The 20,053-nt window shown below is 44.0% G+C and carries 20 protein-coding genes; 4 read left to right on the forward strand and 16 right to left on the reverse strand.

The genetic code is table 11. The annotated features are described in order from the left end of the window. Positions 1-23: 23 nt before the first annotated feature. The 8 genes from FKZ59_RS01720 to FKZ59_RS01755 all read right to left on the reverse strand — a co-directional run bounded on the left by FKZ59_RS01720 (position 24) and on the right by FKZ59_RS01755 (position 8,334). On the reverse strand, positions 24-725 hold the full coding sequence (locus tag FKZ59_RS01720) for a potassium transporter (RefSeq protein WP_141601005.1): 702 nt from the start codon (positions 723-725) through the stop codon (positions 24-26). Continuing rightward, complete coding sequence (locus FKZ59_RS01725; RefSeq protein WP_141601006.1) at positions 722-1,306, reverse strand: PilN domain-containing protein; 585 nt, start codon at positions 1,304-1,306, stop codon at positions 722-724. Before FKZ59_RS01725 ends, FKZ59_RS01720 begins: the two co-directional genes overlap by 4 nt. After that, the gene (gene pilM, locus FKZ59_RS01730) at positions 1,306-2,280 is read right to left on the reverse strand and encodes a type IV pilus biogenesis protein PilM (RefSeq protein WP_141601007.1); all 975 of its coding nucleotides are present in this window, start codon (positions 2,278-2,280) and stop codon (positions 1,306-1,308) included. The genes FKZ59_RS01725 and pilM overlap by 1 nt, the downstream gene beginning before the upstream one ends. A 138-nt stretch (positions 2,281-2,418) precedes the next feature. Further along, complete coding sequence (locus FKZ59_RS01735) at positions 2,419-2,913, reverse strand: type II secretion system protein (protein WP_181733128.1); 495 nt, start codon at positions 2,911-2,913, stop codon at positions 2,419-2,421. A 111-nt stretch (positions 2,914-3,024) separates the two neighbouring features. Further along, complete coding sequence (locus FKZ59_RS01740; protein ID WP_141601008.1) at positions 3,025-4,233, reverse strand: type II secretion system F family protein; 1,209 nt, start codon at positions 4,231-4,233, stop codon at positions 3,025-3,027. Continuing rightward, entirely contained in the window at positions 4,230-5,273 is a 1,044-nt protein-coding gene (locus tag FKZ59_RS01745) for a type IV pilus twitching motility protein PilT (RefSeq protein ID WP_141601009.1), read from the reverse strand. The genes FKZ59_RS01740 and FKZ59_RS01745 overlap by 4 nt, the downstream gene beginning before the upstream one ends. A 13-nt stretch (positions 5,274-5,286) precedes the next feature. After that, positions 5,287-6,948: a GspE/PulE family protein gene (locus tag FKZ59_RS01750; RefSeq protein WP_141601010.1), complete on the reverse strand. Its 1,662-nt coding sequence runs from the start codon at positions 6,946-6,948 to the stop codon at positions 5,287-5,289. Positions 6,949-6,963: 15 nt separating this feature from the next. Next, positions 6,964-8,334, reverse strand: coding sequence for a VanW family protein (locus tag FKZ59_RS01755; RefSeq protein WP_181733129.1), 1,371 nt, complete (start codon positions 8,332-8,334; stop codon positions 6,964-6,966). 470 nt (positions 8,335-8,804) lie between these two features. Here FKZ59_RS01755 and FKZ59_RS01760 point away from each other — a divergent pair, with 470 nt between their 5' ends. The 4 genes from FKZ59_RS01760 to FKZ59_RS01775 all read left to right on the forward strand — a co-directional run bounded on the left by FKZ59_RS01760 (position 8,805) and on the right by FKZ59_RS01775 (position 12,731). Next, positions 8,805-9,266 carry a hypothetical protein gene (locus tag FKZ59_RS01760; RefSeq protein WP_141601012.1) on the forward strand — a complete coding sequence of 154 codons (462 nt, stop codon included), beginning with the start codon at positions 8,805-8,807 and terminating at the stop codon, positions 9,264-9,266. 280 nt (positions 9,267-9,546) lie between these two features. Beyond that, a complete protein-coding gene (locus tag FKZ59_RS14600; RefSeq protein ID WP_181733130.1) occupies positions 9,547-10,041 on the forward strand; it encodes a type IV pilus modification PilV family protein in 495 nt (164 codons plus the stop codon). Next, the gene (locus FKZ59_RS01770) at positions 10,038-10,523 is read left to right on the forward strand and encodes a type II secretion system protein (RefSeq protein ID WP_141601014.1); all 486 of its coding nucleotides are present in this window, start codon (positions 10,038-10,040) and stop codon (positions 10,521-10,523) included. Before FKZ59_RS14600 ends, FKZ59_RS01770 begins: the two co-directional genes overlap by 4 nt. A 21-nt stretch (positions 10,524-10,544) precedes the next feature. Beyond that, the gene (locus FKZ59_RS01775) at positions 10,545-12,731 is read left to right on the forward strand and encodes a hypothetical protein (protein ID WP_141601015.1); all 2,187 of its coding nucleotides are present in this window, start codon (positions 10,545-10,547) and stop codon (positions 12,729-12,731) included. Positions 12,732-12,814: 83 nt separating this feature from the next. Here FKZ59_RS01775 and glnA read toward each other — a convergent pair whose 3' ends face one another. The 8 genes from glnA to FKZ59_RS01815 form a co-directional block, all read right to left on the reverse strand. Next, positions 12,815-14,149 (reverse strand): type I glutamate--ammonia ligase, encoded by a 1,335-nt coding sequence (gene glnA, locus FKZ59_RS01780; RefSeq protein WP_141601016.1) that lies wholly within the window; start codon positions 14,147-14,149, stop codon positions 12,815-12,817. 30 nt (positions 14,150-14,179) lie between these two features. Beyond that, positions 14,180-14,584 carry a MerR family transcriptional regulator gene (locus FKZ59_RS01785; RefSeq protein ID WP_141601017.1) on the reverse strand — a complete coding sequence of 135 codons (405 nt, stop codon included), beginning with the start codon at positions 14,582-14,584 and terminating at the stop codon, positions 14,180-14,182. Between the two features lie 169 nt (positions 14,585-14,753). Continuing rightward, complete coding sequence (locus FKZ59_RS01790; RefSeq protein ID WP_141601018.1) at positions 14,754-15,359, reverse strand: Bax inhibitor-1 family protein; 606 nt, start codon at positions 15,357-15,359, stop codon at positions 14,754-14,756. Between the two features lie 53 nt (positions 15,360-15,412). Further along, positions 15,413-16,021 carry a histidine phosphatase family protein gene (locus FKZ59_RS01795; RefSeq protein ID WP_181733131.1) on the reverse strand — a complete coding sequence of 203 codons (609 nt, stop codon included), beginning with the start codon at positions 16,019-16,021 and terminating at the stop codon, positions 15,413-15,415. Beyond that, the gene (locus FKZ59_RS01800; protein ID WP_141601020.1) at positions 16,011-17,087 is read right to left on the reverse strand and encodes a pyridoxal phosphate-dependent aminotransferase; all 1,077 of its coding nucleotides are present in this window, start codon (positions 17,085-17,087) and stop codon (positions 16,011-16,013) included. Before FKZ59_RS01800 ends, FKZ59_RS01795 begins: the two co-directional genes overlap by 11 nt. Beyond that, positions 17,056-18,015, reverse strand: a complete 960-nt coding sequence (gene cbiB / locus FKZ59_RS01805) for an adenosylcobinamide-phosphate synthase CbiB (protein ID WP_141601021.1) — start codon at positions 18,013-18,015, stop codon at positions 17,056-17,058. Before cbiB ends, FKZ59_RS01800 begins: the two co-directional genes overlap by 32 nt. Next, complete coding sequence (locus FKZ59_RS01810; RefSeq protein ID WP_141601022.1) at positions 18,012-18,692, reverse strand: adenosylcobinamide amidohydrolase; 681 nt, start codon at positions 18,690-18,692, stop codon at positions 18,012-18,014. Before FKZ59_RS01810 ends, cbiB begins: the two co-directional genes overlap by 4 nt. Further along, positions 18,679-19,941: a methionine gamma-lyase family protein gene (locus tag FKZ59_RS01815; protein WP_141601023.1), complete on the reverse strand. Its 1,263-nt coding sequence runs from the start codon at positions 19,939-19,941 to the stop codon at positions 18,679-18,681. The genes FKZ59_RS01810 and FKZ59_RS01815 overlap by 14 nt, the downstream gene beginning before the upstream one ends. Positions 19,942-20,053: the final 112 nt, after the last annotated feature.

The following is a 20,053-nucleotide window of genomic DNA, read 5'->3' on the forward strand; positions in this document are numbered from 1 at the left end:
AGCGCTCCTTACGAGAACAGCGATTACACTGCCCCTTCATAATAGAAGGTTGTGACTTGAACAGTGGCTTCAATGCTTTCCTGGGGATCTTCCGAAATTTCATTTTCTTCCCCCGGCAAAGTGAAATTGATGATGTCGATGTGCATTATGCGCTCGATTTTCTCAATTTCTTTGATAAATCTTACCAAATGTTGAAAATCTGGAGATTCCACGTTGATTTCAAAGGTGATCAGCTTGAGCTCCGGCGGAAGAGATTCTTTATCGATCGTCGAAACAGGGGCTTCATCGGAATCCTGACCTTCCTTATCGTCCTCCTCCGCTGTCCCTTCCGTGTTTTCTTCCCCGCCGGAAGCGTTCGGATCATTTAAGTCCGATTCCGAAACAAGTGTATCATATCCATTAAAATCAATGGATAAAATTTTTGTTCCGGTTACATATTGGGTTTCTTCTATATTTAATACTAAATCATCCAAATTTCTGGTAGAAGGCACTTTTTTCCGCAAATCGAAAATGGTTGCCTGATCGAGGTTTTTATTCGCTTTGATTTCCTCGATTTGTTGCTGGATCGAAGAAATTTCGGAATTCACCGATTCAATGGAAGACTCGAGGGAGGCGGCTTCCTGCTTTTTCGGCAAAATCACGTAATAATAAAGGGCGAACAGCAATGCTGCGATGAGGGCGATCAACAATATAATGGAAGAATTTTTTTCATTCAATAGTTTCATTGTTTTCCACCCCCGGCAGCCAAAGTCTGTTGATTAATCGAAAGGGTAAATTTGACTTTATAGCGCGGAATTTCCCGGAAGTCCGCCTTCTTTTCCGCATCTTCCTTAATCTTGAAATGTTCAATTTCCGAAACTTGGGCATCTTTGACATATTCGCTGCCCGAGATGCGGGACAAATACTTGGAAATATCGCTCAATGTTTCAAAGTCCATCGCCACTTCCGCCGTCTGCGCGGTAAATGCGTATTCCCTCAAATAAGAATGCCCCGGCTGCAGACGAATCGTTTCATCAATAATCGGCGAAACTGGATAGGAAATGTTTTCCACAAAATCGACCGATTGCTTTAAGGAAGCGGTATCGACGGAAATGCTGTCCAATTCCTCCTGCAATTGATCCCGCTTTGTCAACAGCTGCTCCTCTTCCTTTTGCAAAGAAGAAATCTTGCTCAGATAGGTAAAATATTGCAGCACAAAAAAGGAGACAAAGAGCAGCGTGATAATCGTTAAAATAATGTACAGATTTTTTGGAATGGACTGCCTTCTTTCCACTTTCGGCAAAAGGTTAATATCAGGAATATACATCATTTAACCTCCTTCAAGGCAAGTCCAAGCAAGGCGGCATGCTTTGCCTTGAAACCTGGATAATGCTTTTGAATAAATGAATCATTGATCAGTTTGATCGGCAATTCAAAATTTTCCTGTAATTGGGAGTGAATATTGTTCAGGTTCGGATTGTCCCCCATGACAATGATTTCATCGATCCCTTGCTGGTCTTTGCTGACGGAAAAACGGAAAAAATCCATGATCCGATCCAGCTCCAGCATCTGGTCCGAAACGAGCAGGCGATATTCGTCAAATGGGCCATCATAGGAAAAATCCACCTGATGTTCACCGGTTTCTTCCGCTTTCCATTTGGACAAATCCGTTTCCAGCGGCTGAAAGCGCTGGAACTCCACATTTCCTTTGGAATAAATCGTGATGGATAATCCATTAATCAACCAATTTGTCAATAAATACGTTTTTTCGGGATTCAACAAATTCATGGATTCGAGCAAGCGCAAATGGCAAAGTGCCCGGACGTCCGCCACTTCCGGACGCATATGTACATCCAAAAACAAATTTATGTATTGAGTGACTTGCTCGGAGCTTGCGGCAAACATCATCGCCTTGCCGTCCCCTTCGACGGGATCGTAGACATCGATCAAAGGCTCTTCAAACGGAAGATGGATGGAGTAGCCAATCTCCATTTCCACATATTCCTTCAATTTTTCCGTTTCCACATCGTCCGGATGCTCGAAAGCTTTCAGCAGAATGAAAGAATCCGGTACGATGAAGCGGACAGATTGCTTTTTTCCTCTCCACAGGGGGGACAGCTCTTTCAGCAGATCAAACAACGCCATTTCATCCTTGATTTCGGACTCGTCAATCACCCCTTCCGGTATGGCAATTTCCATAACTTCCGCCTGCGATAGATCCGGGCCCTTCATTACGAGGGAGCGAAGTACGTAATCGTTGATTTCAATGGAAACATTCGACTTTTTATTTCGTCTAAACATACGCAGGGCTCCTTTTGATAAAATTGTCAACTAATGAACATGTATTATGAATTCATTAGTTTCTCAATGGAACACCCAACGACCACGTTAGGTGTTCTTTGAGAAACTAAGTAAGTGGCTAACTATAAAAAATTAATTTTAACTTCCGGAATTACTTGTTCCAGGAATCTCGTGTCCGTCTTTATCAATTTCGCTACCTTTCTCATTGTCATTATTAATATCTTGAATCGTTGCATCATTAAACGTAACTTTTTTCTCTCCTGAGAATATCACGTCAGATGCATATAAAGTATTCCCTCCTGATGCTCTTTTAACTTTATAATTAGCTATATGATCTTTATTTTCATATTTCTCAAATACACCTGCAGTATCTAAATAATTACCATCTAATAAATCTTTAACTGATACTTCATCATCATTCGATGAACCCACTTCTGTAAAGTATAAATTAGCTGCATTAATAATATTGATCGCATCAGATTTCGCCGCATTGTAACGTGAATTTTCAAGCATATTTCCGATTGCCGGAATTGCTATGGCGGCAACAATTCCTAAAATCACCACTACCGCCAGCAATTCAACCAATGTCAAACCTTTTTCGTTTTTCAAACGTTTTTTCAACAATTTTTTCATATGTATTCCTCCTCCAATTTTTTTATGTGTGATGTGGTCGTTATGATTATGTACGTGCGTTTCCTTCAGCGTTCTCACCTCCTTACAATGGAATGATGCATTTGATTTATATTACATTTGTTCGTATAAACTGAACATCGGCAAGAAGATGGATGCAACGATTCCACCGACAATGACTGCCAGAAAGAGAATCATGACCGGTTCAATCAGAGACTTCAACGTATTGACAGTGCGGTCGACTTCCTCCTCGTAAAACTCCGCCGCTTTCTGGAGCATGAAATCGAGGGTTCCCGTCTTTTCCCCGATGGATACCATCGATGTCACCAGCGGAGGAAACAGCCAGCTTTTTTCCAAAGGTTCCGTCAAAGTGCTCCCCTTCTCCAGGCTGTTCCGCGCTTCTTTCACCACTTTCCCGATGACCGGGTTGCCGATCACTTTTTCCACAATGCCCAGACATTGCAGAATTGGCACGGCGCTCGTAAACAGCGAAGAAAGGGTCGACATCATCCGGGCAAGGACGGATTTTTGCAATAACGGCCCCAAAACCGGCATCTTCAATAAAGTATAATGGACACCGTAATGGAATTTTTCATTCTTCTTATATAAGTAATAGAACAGAATGAGGGAGACCGCGATGACACCTAGGCCGATCCACCAATATTTTTGCATCGCTTCGCTGATTTTGAGCGTAATGATTGTAATGGTCGGCAACTCGGCCTCCATGGATTCAAAGGCTTCAATAAAGTTTGGTACAATAAACACCAGCATGAAAATGGTCACAGCAATCGTCAATACAAGCAAAACCAATGGATAAGTCAGGGATGACTGGATTTTCTTTTTTAAGTGATATTGCTTTTCAAAGGTTGTCGCCAATTTATCCAATGTCGTATCGAGATTTCCGGTAGCCTCGGCAGAAACCATCATGTTGACGAACAAATCCGGAAATACTTTTGGATGCTTCTTTGTCGCTTTCGAGAAGGAAATCCCTTTCCGGATGTCTTCCTCCACCTGCTCGAGGGCCTTTTTCAGCGGTTTGCTTTTGGTTTGCCGGGCCAAAATGTTGGTGGCCTCCACAACCGGAACGCCCGCGCGCACCAATGTGGCGAATTGCCGGCAATAGATGACGAAATCCTGGTTTTTTACTTTTGAACCAAGAATATTCAACTCTTTGTCAAGGATGCTCGTCGATTCGAAGATTTCCCGGGGGTTGATCCCCTGCTCCCGGAGTTTTGCAATCGCCGCTTTTTTCGTTGACGCGTCGATTCTCCCTTTTTTCAGCTCACCCGTTTTCGTCCTTCCCACATATCGATAAATCGTCAATGGTAATCACCAACGTTCATGTAAGGTTTGACTTCATCAAGGGACACGATGCCTTTCCCCAGCAATTCTTTGATGGAATGGTGCATCGTATGCATGCCGATCGCTTTGCTCGTCTGCAAAATGTTCGGAATTTGCTGCACCTTTTCGGAACGGATCAAATTCTTCACGGACGGCACGCCTACAAGGATTTCCGTTGCGGCCACGCGTCCCTTTTGGTCTTTTCGGACAAACAGCCGCTGCGAAATAATGCCTTCCAGCACCGTCGCAAGCTGGGTGCGGATCTGGCTTTGCTGGTGGGGAGGGAAAACATCGATGATCCGGTCGATGGATGATGCCGCATCGATGGTATGCAACGTTCCAAAGACTAAGTGGCCTGTTTCGGCGGCGGTAATCGCCGTCGAAATCGTTTCTAAATCCCGCATCTCCCCGACGAGGATGACGTCCGGGTTCTGGCGGAGGGCCGCTCTCAGACCCGTCTTGAAATCCCTGACATCGGTGCCGATTTCCCTTTGATTGACGATCGACTTTTTATGCGGATGGATATATTCGATCGGGTCTTCCAGGGTAATAATATGCTTTTTCTTCGTTTCGTTAATGTGATTGATCATCGCCGCCAATGTCGACGACTTCCCTGACCCCGTCGGACCGGTAACCAGCACAAGCCCCTGCGGCCTTTCCGCCAAATCATAAAGCACTTTCGGCATGCCCAGCGATTCAATCGTCGGTACTTCTGTCGGAATCAGACGGAGCGACAATGCAGGCACATTCCGCTGTTTAAATGCATTGACGCGGAACCGGACCGTTTCATTGAATGTGTAGTTAAAATCCGCATCTCCTTTGATGCGGTACGATTTTATTTTATTTTTCGGAAGGATGGCGTTCACCATTTCCTCAATTTCTTCGGCCGTCAATTCCGTTTCGCCGAATCTTTCAAGGATTCCGTGAATCCGGAATACCGGCGGCGTTCCAAGCGTAATATATATGTCCGAAGCGTGGTTTTCATATGCTTTTTGCATGATCTCCTGGATTGAATACTTCATGGCATATCCCCTTCTATTCAACCGTTGCGACACGTAATACTTCTTCTGTCGTTGTCTGGCCTTGTATCACTTTCAAAAACCCGTCACCGAGCAATGTCCGGTAACCTTCCCGTTTCATGTAGTCCATAATGGATGTTATGCCTTTCCGCTGCATGATGAATTCCCTGACTGTGCGATTGATCGGCAAAATTTCATGGATGGCTATTCTGCCTTTATAGCCGGTATGGTTGCAGGCAGGGCATCCCCGCCCCCTCATGACCGTGTCGATATGCAGCCCTTCTTTTGCAAACAGCTCCTTTTCCCGGATGGTTGCGGGATGCGGTTCTGCACAGTCACGGCACACTTTTCTTACAAGCCGCTGCGCCATGACCCCGACAACAGAGGATGCAATGAGAAACGGCTCAATGCCCATATCCTCCAATCGGGAAATCGATTCGACAGCGCTGTTTGTATGAAGCGTGCTAAGCACCAGGTGGCCCGTCAGCGATGCCCGGATGGCAATTTCCGCCGTTTCCGCGTCCCGGATTTCCCCAATCATCACAATATCCGGATCCTGCCGGAGAATGGAACGGAGTCCTGCCGCAAAGGTCAAGCCCACTTCTTCCCTTACCTGTATCTGATTGATTCCTTCCAAACGATATTCCACCGGGTCTTCCACGGTGATGATGTTGACATCTTCCCGGTTCAGTTCGGATAAAGCGGCATATAAGGTCGTCGATTTTCCGGAACCGGTCGGGCCGGTAATCAGCACGATGCCGTTCGGTCTTGCAATCATGCCGCGAAACAGCCGCTCGTTTTGTTCGCTGAACCCCAGTTTTTCAATGCTTGTTACCGCATTGCTCAAGTCGAGGATCCGCATCACGATTTTTTCTCCGTAAATGGTCGGCAATGTCGACAACCGTATATCCACCTGACGGAAATTGATGGTCGTTTTTATACGGCCGTCCTGGGGGATCCGGTTTTCGGTAATATTTAAGTTCCCCATGATTTTAATGCGGGCTGTAATCATATTTTGCATATGTTTTGGGAGGGAACGCTCCGTTCTCAGCACGCCGTCGATCCGGTACCGGACCCGGAAATCCGTTTCCTGGGGATCGAAATGGATGTCGCTCGCCCTCTGAAATACCGCATTGGCAATCAACTGGTTCACCAAGCGGACGATGGGCGAATCGTCATCAGTTATTTGCTGGTCCATCGATTCTTTCGTCTCGATGTTTACATCTGCCATCGCGGCATCCATCGATTCCTGCAAATCGTAATATTTTGCAATCGTCCGGTACAGATCGTCCTTTGCCGCGATCCCCGTTTCGATTTGGCATCCGGTTGCCATCCGCACTTCCTCGATGGCAAAATAGTCCATCGGGTCCACCATGGCGATAAACAATTTGTTTTTATCTTTGCGGATGGGCATGATTTGGGCCCGTTTCGCCAAATCTGCCGGCACCAATTGGAGCACTTCCGGGTCGATCGGATATTGGCTTAAATTGATGTGCGGAACGCCCAATTGGAATTCGAGCACTTCGATTAACTGCTGTTCCGTCAAAATATTTTCCCGAATGAGAAAATCTCCCAGTTTTTCTTCTTTAGACTTATTTTTTAACGCGTAATCCAGTTGTTCCTGTGTGATGACTCCCGCTTCAACGAGCAGGTCCCCAAGACGTTTCCGAGCTTTCATGATGTCTTCTCCCTTCTAAGAAGTTACTAAGTTTCCGCCCTTGTCATAGTAACTTCGGGAAGAAGACTCGTCTTTAGGTTCGCCTTTGGGATTGCCTTTTGGATTGTCTTTCGGATTTTGAACATTGCCATCATTTCGACTGTCGTAATCTGGCAAACCGTCGCCATTTAAATCCACATTTTCGACACTGCCGAAACCGGCGCTCTTTCCTTGTTCTTCGACTGTCCCGCCGCCTCCGAAATTTACGTCCGACGCAGAATTCAATACGATCCGGTTCACCGGCGCATAATAATCTCGGCTAATTTCCTGCACTTTTTGTTCTCCGTTATCGGAAATCATTCTTGTAACCGTTACACGCATGCCCTGTTTTCCTTCCTGGATCAACCGTGTACTTCCGGCTGGCAAATCCCGTGTGTAACGGTTAATAATCCGTGGAGCGATCGGTTCTTTGTCGACAACAACCTGAACCGTTGCCCCTTTCACGCTGGAAAACAATTCGGCTTTCAACTGTCCGCCTTCGACCGTTGCTTTCAGCAAATATGGATGTTCGGAGACATTCACGAACTGCAGGTCATTCTTTCCGAAAGGATCTATGTATGCGTTAATCCCCGGCTGCAAATAACTTGGCGCCTCTTGTTGGGGATGTCTTTCCAAAATGTCGATATTCCCCTGAAGCACCGTGTTATAGATCACCGAAGCAACAAAATTTAAACCTTCAGCATTTGCCGCATCCGTTAAATTATGTAAAGCATTGAGCAATGAAAAAGGTTCATCCGGCTCCAATATGTTTTCGTTCAATGTTTCCGCCAATACTTCCACGCCTGTGGCATTATCCGGTATCTTTTCAATCGTTAAGGCAATTCTTTCGTTTTCAAGCTGTTCGGTATCGATTACCGTCGCATCGATTTCATGATCGTTTAAGTATGAGACCTCGTTTAAAACCCGATTATATGTATCTTCCGTATCCCAAATCGTTATGTATGATATTTGATTTTTTATCGTTTCGCTATTCGAAATATGTATTGGTATATGTACGGTCTTTTCGGATTTCCAAAATTGATAGAAAGGTTTATGTATCGACTTCCGATATTCCTGGATTGTCTGATTCAAATCAAATTGTATGTCCTCTGGGTCAATGCTGAGTTCTTCTCCTCCTCCCCTGATAAGGATTGGTTCCGAACTCCACTTTTGTATGGCCTTTCTGAGCGCAGCCTTGATTTCATCATCTTTCAGGCCGGAAACGGCAACTCCTCCGATGGTAGAACCTTTGGATTGCTTTCCGTCCGCAAATACTTTTAAAGAATATTGCGCCGAAAACAGTATGCCAAACACTGCCGCAATCACCAGCAGAAAGGTGAATGCCTTGCGGGAAAATATGTACTTCAAATTACCCACCTCTTTTTTCTATTAAGTTATGTGTTCATCTTTGTTCCAAATTTACTAGTACTAATGTTCACCAACCCTTAATCCTAACTTAGAAATTAGAATACAATAATTTTTCGACTTTTGTATGATTCTTTTTTCCTATTTTGTTATTTTTTTAAACCGGCTGTGCAGAAACATGATAAATTAGTTATCCTTAAAAAGCCAAAATTTTCATTTAAATAATTTTAAAGAACCGATTAGCCAGCTTATATCTGCAATTATATTTCATTCAACCAGGGAAATTATGCGGGAATTTTGTCGATTTTATTTCATTTTTGTTACATCTTGTCCGATCTTGGATAAAATAATTGTGACGAGAACATCCCGATTTGTGACAATGACGGGACAATCCAAAGACTTTGCTGGCATTTCTTCATGTTTTCGTATACATTGAAAATAGATTTTATCCCATACTAAAGTAGGTGTTTACAGTGAAATATCTTTTCAACGAGAAAGGCGGAAAACCTTTAATTATTACCGTCATCATCCTTTGTGTATTTTTTTTCATTTCCGGAGGAGCAATCGTCTATTTTACGATCAAAGACAAGAATGTCGAATTTTCGGAAGAAACGGTGGCAGAAGCCACAAAAGTGGCGCAGTCGGAGCTTGATAAAGCCTTCGCCGTTGCAAAAGAATATCCGTTTGAAAAGCGTTTCGAAGCCATCCAATCCATCGGCTACGGCGAGCCCGAAGAAGGCCAGTTTGCCGTCTTCACCTTCGAAAAAAAATATGAAAAAGACGATCCATTTTACGTAATTTTAAAAATGAAGCCCCATGCAGAATATGAAAATTTATCCGTAGTGCAAGTCGCTGTCTTCGATAAAAAGAACGGGGCCCTCATCGTAGAAAAGGAAAATGTCCTGCGATGGGAGAAAAAGGAGCAAGATTCGTGATTTCCCCCTAAATAAACCTTCCCGCGGGAACGGGAAGGTTTGCTTTTTATTACCAACAATGGACCGGGCTCAAATTTTAGAACTATTACCATTTTCCACCAACAAAGGTAATAGTTCTAAAGTCTTATTTTTTGTTAAAATTTCCAATAATCATATGAATTTTTCTCAATCGAATTTATTATTAATAATAAATTATATTTATTTTTCCCTTTTGGCTATTATAATTGAACTAAGTTCTGCAAGTTTAATCTCCACAAAAGTGCTCAAGGGAGGTGCGTATATGAAATGGAATGAAAAGGGGCTGACCCTTGTCGAAGTCCTGGCCAGTCTGGCAATCATTACAATTGTGCTGCTGAGTGTCGCGCAATTGGTGATCCAATCGAACAAAACCAATTCCTTTAACAATGAAAAACTGGTGATTATTGATTTGGCCGATGCCATACTGGAACGGCTCAAAGCGGAACCATATATTGTAAAGCAGACGATTGAGGAGGCCTCCAATCCAAAAGAAGAAATTGAAATCCCCCTGGATTCGATTCATTTGGAACATCTTTCAACGATACATAACGGTGGAAAAGATTACTACATAATCAACATGAACGGAAATACATATCAAGTGAACGCCTATGCCAAAAAAACAAGCAAACAGGAAATCTCGGATTTGGGATTGAGGACCGTAGTCGTCAAAGTGAAACGGGTGGAAGTGGATTCAAGCGGCAAAACCATTAGCGATTTGAAAGGAAAAAGCGAAGTAGAAGGATATGTTGAACTATGAAGAAACAATTAAATAGCAATGGTATGACTCTGATTGAAGTATTGGCTGTTTTAGTTTTGGGATCCATTATTGCCCTTTTGGCAATCAATGTGTTGTTTTCATTGGTAAACAACAAAGAAAAAATTGCCACTTCGGCAAATGTGAGGGATGTGGCTGATTTTTACCTGGAAAGTTTGTCCAACTATATTTATTCACTCAATGAAGATAATGTGGAAAATGTCGTTCAATCGGAAACGGATGGATATTATATCAAGGAAAAAGATTCGCCAAGCAAAATAACAGGCTTTAAAAAGAACGGGAAAACCGTCTTTCTATATGTCGGAGGTGAGAAAACCGAATATCCTGGTTCAAACATAAAAATTTCCAATTTCCCTGATACGAAAATGGAAAAGGATGGTGAAAACGTCTATAAAATCACCCTGACATTGGAATACAACGGCAAAACAAAGACCTTTAAAAAAGAGGTCCATTCACTACCATAGTTGAAAAAGGAGGCAGATTGGATGAGATATGTCAAATCCCAAAAGGGAAATGTTTTCCTTTTGGCCATACTTGTATTAGTCATAGGCTCCGTCATTTCCCTTACGCTCATCGGCATGTCGATCAATGGCACCGCCCGGAATGAGCACCGGGAGGATCTTACCCAGGCCAAGAAAAATGCGGAAAGCGGCATTGAACATTTAACGGCCAGCATGCAAAAGAAATTGAAGGAAAATCTACCTGCTCCAGGCATCAATACGAGCAGTTCATTGGCAAACTTTAAAAAAGATTTTATCGATAATTTGGAGTTACATAGATGTCCTCCGGAAAATAAAATACATATTGAAAAACCTGAGAAAAATTACATACATAACGAAGATGGAAATACCCATTACTCTACGTGCATCAATTATGATGAAAATGAAATCAATCAATTATTGAACCAAAATCATTTTTATGTTCCAATCACAATACAGAGCATCGGTTATGCCGACGGTGAAGAAAAAACCATCACCGCCAAAGCCAAGTTCGGCGCAACGTATAAGAACTATCCCAGCTTTCTGGACTTCGCCGTTGCGACCCATCCGGGAACGAATGGAAATGGGGATTCCGACAAAAGAAGCGAAAATTTAATTTTAAACGGCGGAATCCAAATAAAGGGAAATGTCTTTACAAACGGGAATATCGTGCTATCCAACCGGGGATATGTGCCTGTTCCGGAGAGCGATTATAAGGACAATCCGTGGAAGTTGTCCACTTATCCCGAAATTTCAGGAGTCCTGTATAACAATTCGGACAAATCCTTATTCAAAATGAATCAATTTGAAGTCGGGAACAGCTGCAAACGTCCGGAAGCGGCTACCAATATTCTTGCCATTTTGTCCGGCGCTTTGGGCACAGTCCTTGACTCCGTGATCAACGTTTTGGGGTATATTTTGTTAGGAACTTTTGATGCGCCAAGCAAATATCTCACCTACTACGATTTGGAATATTACAATTATGATAATCAGTTATCCAATTGTTTTACAAAACTTCCGATCAGCGATATTTCTTCATACCTCTTGAAGAAAGACAATTTAAAACTTCAAAAGACCGGATTAGAATTGGAGCCTGTCCAAATCGCCGGCGCGAACAGTTTTATTGAACATGGCAAACAAAATATCAAAAGCATTGTCGAAAATAACGGGACAACTTTTACGAACGCCATTTCCTTCTATGCGAAAGGAAAAAAAGAAGGAAATTATAAAATCGAAAATGCCAGCATATTGATCAACAACTCAACCTATAAAGGAACTTACTATATCAGGACACCGGAGAAACTGGATTTTCCGGCCGTTTATACTTCCAGCACATCCTATCTTACGGATTTATTAAATAATCTTGTATCCAGCTTAAATCTGGGGAATCTGTTAAAAGAGCTGGGAATCAAAGATTTGTTGAGCTTATTGACCGGCAGCAACAAACAGAATAAAGGCCTGGAAGGGCAATTTTATATTGAACATGCCGCCAATCAGGATAAATTATTAACCGAATTGCTAAAGAAATTGGAATTATTGTCCTCCGGCAAACCGGATGAAAAGCGTCTGCTGGATTTTCTTATCAATAATAGAGGGCTTATCCCGCAAGGAAAGGCTTTCAATCTGGATCCGGGATTGATGGATAATAGCAATTTCACATTAAATGGCGTCTATTTTATGAAAGGGGACGTCAAAATCTACGACACCAATATCACCGGCGACGCGATCCTTTTCGTCGATGGAAGTGTGGAAATTCTGCGTTCCAAATTGAATCACAAAAATAATCATAAGCTGCTCATTTTCGCAACCGGGGATATTATCTACAAATTTGATTCCCAGACGGACCGGGATATGATCAATGACAATAAACCGGTTGAAGTCAATGCTTATTTGTATTCCAACCGGACAGTGGAATTCCACGGCACTTTAAAAAATATCCATGTTAAAGGCGGAATTGCAGGAAATCAGGTGATCTTGACCGGTATCAGAGGAGAAGTGAATAAAAAGCTGATCGGTCTGCCGTATTTATGGGATTTGAAAAACACGACAAACGAAAATGCATCACCCCGTTTAATTGTCGAACATGATCCGGATTTATGGAAAACTTTCAAGGAACTTACAAATCAATATTCCTCCATGCCGGATTATTATGAATTTTTCCTTGAACCATTGAAAATCACTTCCAGAAAATAAAACAATTCTCCCGGGCGTAACCGCCGGGAGAATTGTTTCTTTCGGCAAAAAAGCCGGGTCGGCAATTCGACCCGGTTTTTTCATTAATACATTTTCAAATAATGTTCAAGTTCCCATGGGTGAACTGTGGAACGGTACATTTCGAACTCGATTTCCTTCGCTTCCTTGAAGTTTTGGTAGATGTGTGGTCCAAGGGCGTTTTTCACCACTTCATCTTTTTCCAATAAACGGAGCGCATCATCGAGCTGTGCAGGCAAGTTTTCAATGCCGTTTTCGCGGCGTTCTTCCTCCGTCATCACATAAATGTTCCGGTTGATTGGAGCAGGAGGCGTCAATTTGTTTTTGATGCCGTCAAGACCTGAAGCCAAAATAACTGCCATCGCCAAATAAGGGTTTGCGGACGGGTCGACGGAACGCACTTCAATCCGTGTTGATACGCCACGGGATGCAGGCACGCGGATCAAAGGAGAACGGTTTTGCGCAGACCAGGCGACATATACCGGCGCTTCAAATCCCGGAACTAGCCGTTTGTAGGAGTTCACGGTCGGGTTTGTAATGGCAGTAAAGCTTTGCACATGTTTCAATACGCCCGCCATAAACTGCATCGCCACTTCGGACAATCCTAGTTCGTTGGATGGATCATAGAACGCATTCTCATTCCCTTTAAATAATGAAACGTTGCAATGCATTCCCGATCCGGCTTCCCCGAAAATCGGCTTCGGCATAAATGTTGCATGCAGTCCGTGTTTTCTCGCAATGGTTTTCACAACCAATTTGAATGTTTGGATATTGTCGCAGGCTGTGACCGCATCTGCATATTTAAAGTCGATTTCATGTTGGCCAGGCGCCACTTCATGGTGGGAAGCTTCCACTTCAAAGCCCATTTCTTCCAATTCAAGAACGATATCGCGGCGGCAATTTTCCCCGAGATCGGTCGGAGCCAAATCAAAATAGCCGCCATGGTCGTTCACTTCCAAAGTAGGTTCCCCATGTTCATTCAATTTGAATAGGAAGAATTCAGGTTCGGGACCTAGATTGAAATGGGTAAAGCCCAATGCCTCCATTTCTTTCAAAACCCGTTTTAAGTTCGTGCGCGGATCACCGAGGAACGGCTTACCGTCGGCAGTATAGATATCGCAAATAAATCGCGCCACTTTCCCTTTTCCGGTTGTCCAAGGGAAAACCATGAATGTATCTAAATCCGGATACAAATACATATCGGATTCTTCAATCCGGACAAATCCTTCAATGGAGGATCCATCGAACATCATTTTATTGTTTAATGCTTTGTCCAATTGGCTTACAGGAATTTCAACGTTTTTGATTGTTCCCAAAATATCTGTAAATTGCAGACGGATGAATTTTACTTCCTTTTCTTCCACTAATCGATAGATGTCTTCCTTCGTATACTTACCCACAATTTCACTCTCCTACAAAAATTTAAAATATCATTGATAATATCGAATCACGTCCGCATATCTAAGTTTTGGTTTTTTCAGATGGGATTGTGCCATCTTCATTTCCTCCCGCAAAATGCTGCGGATCTGTTCATCGAAAAGCTCCTTTTCCGACTTTCTTTGCCCATTAATTTCATTTTTCATTTCAAATACTTTTTTTATTCCAGCTATGTTTAAACCTTGTTCAAGCAGATCTTTGATTTCCAAAAGCAAATCAACATCGTTCAACGAAAACATCCGTTGGTTGCCTTCCGTACGGTGCGGACAAATCAATCCCTGTTCTTCATAATAACGGATTTGCCGCGCGGTCAAATCCGTCAGCTGAATGACGGTCCCAATCGGCAACAACGGCATGGATCTCCGGATTTCGCTCGTTCGTTTCTTGTGCTGTACCATGTCACTCCTCCCTAATGATGAACATTTTACTATCCGGCATATTGTTTGTCAATGTCATGTCAGAAAACCTTACATGGGAAAATTCAGCGATTTTTTCATGAATTTGCTTGCATTTTCCATGAAAAAAACTGTGGAACGGCCTTCCGTCTCCACAGTTTTTCAAATTCTGTTATTTTTTTAATCGATAAAGAAATTCCAGCAAATAAATCAACAATCCCAAATACAAACTGAATGCGGTTTGGACAACTTCGTGCTCTTTTATATAATAACCCAGGATCAAATTGAAGTCATACACGGTAAAGAGAACAAAAACGGACACAAAAAGGGCGGCAATAATGAAATATATCATATGGTTTATCGGGATGAAAAAGAAAATGAAGGAAAACAGGACCAGAACCAATAATGAGGCGGCAAGATATGCCCCCCAGGGAAAAAAATCCCTCGGCATCTTCAACACAAACAATGCCAATAAAATGAATAAAACGGCAGTACCAACGAAAACCGCAAACACAAACGCCGCCCCGACCGCCTCAATAAAGAAATGCACCAGCCAATAGAACATCGCGCCCGTAAACAATGGCACCAGATATAATATGACGCTGCCCATCTGCACCTTCCGAACAAAAAGAATGATGCCGAGCAAAATGACATTTATGATGGAAACCGAAAGGAGAAAGGCGTGCGGCAAAAACAATCCCATTGCAAAACCAACGCCCGAAAGCAGCCACATAAGCGCAAAATGTTTCATTACGAGTTGCAAATGATAGCCGTACATTCCAACAACTCCGTTTTTCTTATTTAGTTCAATATATTGTTTGGCGGAGTTGTCTATTCAACCGAAAAAGTTTTCCCGATATACTCTATCGACCATTGATGATCTGCTATGACCATTTTTGTGACGCTGGCCCCGTCAATATGGAAATCCCAGATATTAGACACCGGCAGTTCCAGGATGGATAAAATGGCCGCGCGAATGGCGACACCATGGGATACGGCGAGAATTTTCCCTGTCGGAAAATTCCGTTGGCAACTCTTCATAAAATCAACCATTCTGGAAATGACTTGTTGAAAGCTTTCCCCCGTATCAGGAAGGTATCTTTCCGGATTATGGATGTAATCCCGGTATCTAAGATCCCCTTTTTCCAGTTCTGCAATCCGCTTCCCTTGCCAAGTGCCAAGATGGATTTCCAAAAGTCTGGGATCTCTCTTAATCGGCAAGTAATGGCCTACCAATAGATAGGCAGTGTCATAGGCCCTTGTAGAAGGGCTTGAAAATGCGCAATCAAATTGAACATCTTTCAAATGCTCTTTTAATTGCTTGACTTGTCCGATGCCCCTGGGCGTCAATTCCGAATCGAGCCAGCCTTGCAAGCGCCCTTCCCGGTTCCATTCCGTTTCGCCGTGTCGCACGAAATAAAGCTCCAATCTATTTTCCATACCATTCATCCATTACCTGTTGAAATTTTTTCATGGCATCTTCCCCCTTCATTCCGATCCTGAGCCACCTGCCGTCCATGCCCCTAAAATTTTCCGTATGTCTCAGCACGACACCTTTCTTTAGGCAATAAAAATAAAAATCCCTCGTCTTTTCCTGTTCTTGCAGCTGAAAACATAAAAAGTTCGTCACGCTGTCCGTCATTTTGCAATTTCTTTCCAGCAAATAATGTTCGAGATTTCGTTTGATCTTTTGATGCCGTTCAATGCTTTCGTTGCGGAAAGTTTCGTCTTCAAGGCACAATTGGCCGATTTTGATCGCCAATCCATTGACATGCCAGTGGGGAAGACGGCGCTGCAATTCCTCCACAAGCTCCTTTCTCCCCACCAAATATCCTAATCGGATGCCGGCGATGCCGTACATTTTCGTCATCGACCGCATCACCGTCAAACGGGGATATTGTTCAACGAGGGGGATCACCGATTCCGACTCATCGGTCCAATCCATAAAAGCTTCATCAACCAATAATTCACACTCCACCTTTTCTCCATGAATCAGCAATTCTTCGATGGTTTCTTTCGGAATCAGGGAGCCCGTCGGATTGTTCGGATTGCATAAGTAGAGGCAAGCCGCGTCTTTCATGTGCTCTTTGATCTGTTCCAGAGGGAGCTTGTATGTCGCGATTTCTTCCGCCATCAGTTCAATCATTTTGGCGCCTTGCGCTTCAAGCGTCGACCTGTATTCCGAAAAAGTCGGATGAACGATGATGGCCTGCCGGTTGGAAAATCTTCCTGCAAAAAACGTCAACAGTTCAGCGGCACCGTTGCCGATGAGAACCTGTTCTTTTGCAACGTTCAGTTTCGCTGCCAGCAAGGTCCTGAAAGGCTCCGCTTCCGGATGGGGATAAGCGGCAATGTGATGCAGCAAATCCGGCCATGCTTCTTTAATTCTTGGCGGGAATCCGAACGCATTGACATTCTCGCTTAAATCATACACCTCTTCCGGCATCGGAATCCGAAAACGTTCGTAGAGGGACTTATAATTGGCTCCATGCGAAGGAAATTCCAACGATGACACCCCCCATGATGATGGTAAACAATGCGGAAGCGGCGAACATCTGGCGGATGGCGTCTTTTATATGCTCCGCTTCCAATGGAACATCCGCTTTCCCCATATATGCGCGAAAAGATGGAATTCCTTGATAGGAGTTGTACCCTCCCAATCTGATTCCAAGTTGATAGCTTGTCGCCGCTTCCAAATATCCGCTATTGGGACTTGGATGTTTTTTGGCGTCTTCCAGCCATAAGCGCAGCCGTTCGGCAAATGGACGGTTTGTTTTATTTTTTGTAAATAAAAGGATAATCAGTCCTGTAATTCTGCTCGGGAGAAAATTTGCCGCATCATCCAGTCTGGCGCTGAATTTTCCAAAATCCTTATAGGTTTCGTTCTTGTAGCCGATCATTGAATCCAATGTATTAATGGCTTTATACGTCCACAAACCGGTGGCTCCAAAAAGACAGGCGTAAAATAACGGTGCCGTCACTCCGTCGCTCGTGTTTTCGGACACCGTTTCCACCACACCGCGCACCACTTCCGGTTCATCCAAATGTTCCGTATCGCGCCCGACAATCCACGATAATTTTTTTCTGGCTTCCTCAAGATTACCTCCGGCCAGTGCATCGTATACTTCCATCGCCGCATCCTTCAAACTTTTTTGGGCAAGGCCAATCCCGATCAATGCGCTTTCGACAATAAAACCTGCAACGAAATGAATTTGATAGGCAAGTTTCACGATGGAAAAAGTGATGAGGGCGACAGAAAATACGACGATTACGCCCGTCAGCATCCCTTTTAACGTCCGGCGGGATCCTTTATTCAAATGTTTGGAAAGAAAATGGATAAACGAGCCAATCCACCGGACAGGATGGGGCATTTTCGGAGGGTCCCCGATGATCGCGTCCAGCACTTGCCCAATAATCACTGTAATGATGGTCATGGCGATGATTTTCCTTTCGTAAAATCAAGATATTGCATTACCGCGTCTGTCAAGGTTTCATATAAGGCTTTTCCCAGGAACGACCCCAATTTTGTAATCGAGCCTCCGTATTCATGAAATTCCCCTTTTTGGGTGGATGCGATGCAAATGCTGTCTGTCGAGGTGCCTGTTGCGACGGTTCCCGAGTTCGGATCCTTAATCGACAGCTCCGAAAGCACTTTCACCTTTGTTTCGACCGCGCAGCACAACCCTTGAATCAAGGCTTCATCCGTCAAAACGCCGTTAATGAAAATGAAAATATTGATTGTTCCATTGACGGGTTTATAAAAATATGCGTGGGACCGGGTGACGTCCACCGCATTCCCCAGTCCTGCGGTAACCAGCAATAAGATCGAAGTATCCCCTTCTTCAAAAAATCGGCAAAGGGCATATTTCATATCAACGGCCGTCATCATGGCCACGGTATCCTTCGGAGGGAATCCCCGGTCCTCAAGAAACCGTTTCATTTCCTCGCGGGGGTCCGGAGGGAAGTACGTTTTATCGACGGTGCGATTGATAAAATACCGGTAGCTGCCGCAGCCCGCGTTGTGCATGGCCGAACTGAACGCGCGGAGGGGGCCGTCCGCTTCGACCGCGATATAGTCGCCGTATTTTTTGATGGATTCAAGCGTGATCATGAATCTCCCCCAATTTTTGGACGGCGCTCAATACCGCATATTTGACATGCTCATATGTCAAGCCCCCCTGAACATACGCCGTATATGGAGGACGGATCGGGCCGTCCGCCGACAGTTCGATGCTTGACCCTTGGACAAATGTTCCCGCGGCCATGATGACATCGTCCTCATAACCCGGCATGTAGGATGGCACCGGCGCAAAGTGGGCATTAATCGGGGAAGCCGCCTGGATTTCCTGGCAAAATGCGATCATTTGCTCCGCCGTCTGGAATGAGACGGATTGGATCAAATCGGTGCGGTAGTCGGAATAATGGGGAGCCGTTTTCATGCCGACCTCTTCCAGAATGGCGGCCGTAAAGATGGCACCTTTTAAGCTTTGCACCACCACGTGTGGCGCCAGGAAAAATCCTTGGTAAAAATCGATCAGGGTATTGAGTGTTGCCCCGGCTTCCGCACCGATGCCGGGGCTTGTCATCCGGTAGGCGCATTTTTCCACTAAATCCGCCCTTCCGGCAATATAACCGCCCGTTTTTGCCAGTCCTCCCCCAGGGTTTTTGATGAGGGATCCTGCCATTAAATCCGCCCCCACTTCAGTCGGCTCAAGGCGTTCCACAAATTCGCCGTAGCAGTTATCGACAAAGATGACAACGTCCCGTTTGATTTCCCTCACTTTTTCGCACATCGCGCGAATTTGCTCAATCGTAAAGGAAGGTCTTGTCGCATAGCCTTTCGAACGCTGGATGGCGATCATTTTTGTATTTTCGTTGATTGCCTCCCGGACGCCTTCCCAATCAATTTCCCTGTCATCCAGGAGATCGATGTGGCGATACTTGATGCCGAAATCTTTCAATGAACCGGTATCCTTTTTTCCCCCATCCACGATGGATTGCAGAGTGTCGTAAGGCTTGCCGGTAATATAAATCAGTTCATCTCCTGGCCGCAGCACGCCAAATAAGCTGATGGTGATGGCATGCGTCCCCGAGATAATTTGGCTTCGCACAAGGGCGCTTTCGGCTCCAAACACTTCGGCATATACTTTTTCCAATGTGTCCCGTCCATGGTCATCATAGCCGTAACCCGTTGAAGGATTGAGATGAAAGTCGCTTACTTGATGTTTCCGGAAAGCGGCCAGCACTTTCTGTTGGTTAAAAAAGGCGGTTTCCTCTATTCTTTCATGATATGGTTTAATTTTTTCTTCAATTTTTTTTGCCAATTCTATCATTTCCGGTTTTAAACTTGATATGAACATGTTTCCTGCTCCTGTCTGTTAAATCTCGCTTTTTGCTCATCCTTTACCATCTTATCAATTCATCAAGTGGAGTCAACCATAATAACATAATATTTCCATCATCCGTCCCGGC

Origin of the sequence: Ureibacillus terrenus (assembly GCF_006569205.1) — a bacterium.
Taxonomy (GTDB): domain Bacteria; phylum Bacillota; class Bacilli; order Bacillales_A; family Planococcaceae; genus Ureibacillus; species Ureibacillus terrenus.

Coding starts and splice junctions, on each gene's coding strand:
- FKZ59_RS01720 (WP_141601005.1), bottom strand. CDS start 725: ATGAAACTATTGAATGAAAAAAATTCTTCCATTATATTGTTGATCGCC.
- FKZ59_RS01725 (WP_141601006.1), bottom strand. CDS start 1,306: ATGTATATTCCTGATATTAACCTTTTGCCGAAAGTGGAAAGAAGGCAG.
- pilM (WP_141601007.1), bottom strand. CDS start 2,280: ATGTTTAGACGAAATAAAAAGTCGAATGTTTCCATTGAAATCAACGAT.
- FKZ59_RS01735 (WP_181733128.1), bottom strand. CDS start 2,913: ATGAAAAAATTGTTGAAAAAACGTTTGAAAAACGAAAAAGGTTTGACA.
- FKZ59_RS01745 (WP_141601009.1), bottom strand. CDS start 5,273: ATGAAGTATTCAATCCAGGAGATCATGCAAAAAGCATATGAAAACCAC.
- FKZ59_RS01750 (WP_141601010.1), bottom strand. CDS start 6,948: ATGAAAGCTCGGAAACGTCTTGGGGACCTGCTCGTTGAAGCGGGAGTC.
- FKZ59_RS14600 (WP_181733130.1), top strand. CDS start 9,547: ATGAAATGGAATGAAAAGGGGCTGACCCTTGTCGAAGTCCTGGCCAGT.
- FKZ59_RS01770 (WP_141601014.1), top strand. CDS start 10,038: ATGAAGAAACAATTAAATAGCAATGGTATGACTCTGATTGAAGTATTG.
- FKZ59_RS01775 (WP_141601015.1), top strand. CDS start 10,545: ATGAGATATGTCAAATCCCAAAAGGGAAATGTTTTCCTTTTGGCCATA.
- FKZ59_RS01785 (WP_141601017.1), bottom strand. CDS start 14,584: ATGGTACAGCACAAGAAACGAACGAGCGAAATCCGGAGATCCATGCCG.
- FKZ59_RS01790 (WP_141601018.1), bottom strand. CDS start 15,359: ATGTACGGCTATCATTTGCAACTCGTAATGAAACATTTTGCGCTTATG.
- FKZ59_RS01795 (WP_181733131.1), bottom strand. CDS start 16,021: ATGGAAAATAGATTGGAGCTTTATTTCGTGCGACACGGCGAAACGGAA.
- cbiB (WP_141601021.1), bottom strand. CDS start 18,015: ATGACCATCATTACAGTGATTATTGGGCAAGTGCTGGACGCGATCATC.
- FKZ59_RS01810 (WP_141601022.1), bottom strand. CDS start 18,692: ATGATCACGCTTGAATCCATCAAAAAATACGGCGACTATATCGCGGTC.
- FKZ59_RS01815 (WP_141601023.1), bottom strand. CDS start 19,941: ATGTTCATATCAAGTTTAAAACCGGAAATGATAGAATTGGCAAAAAAA.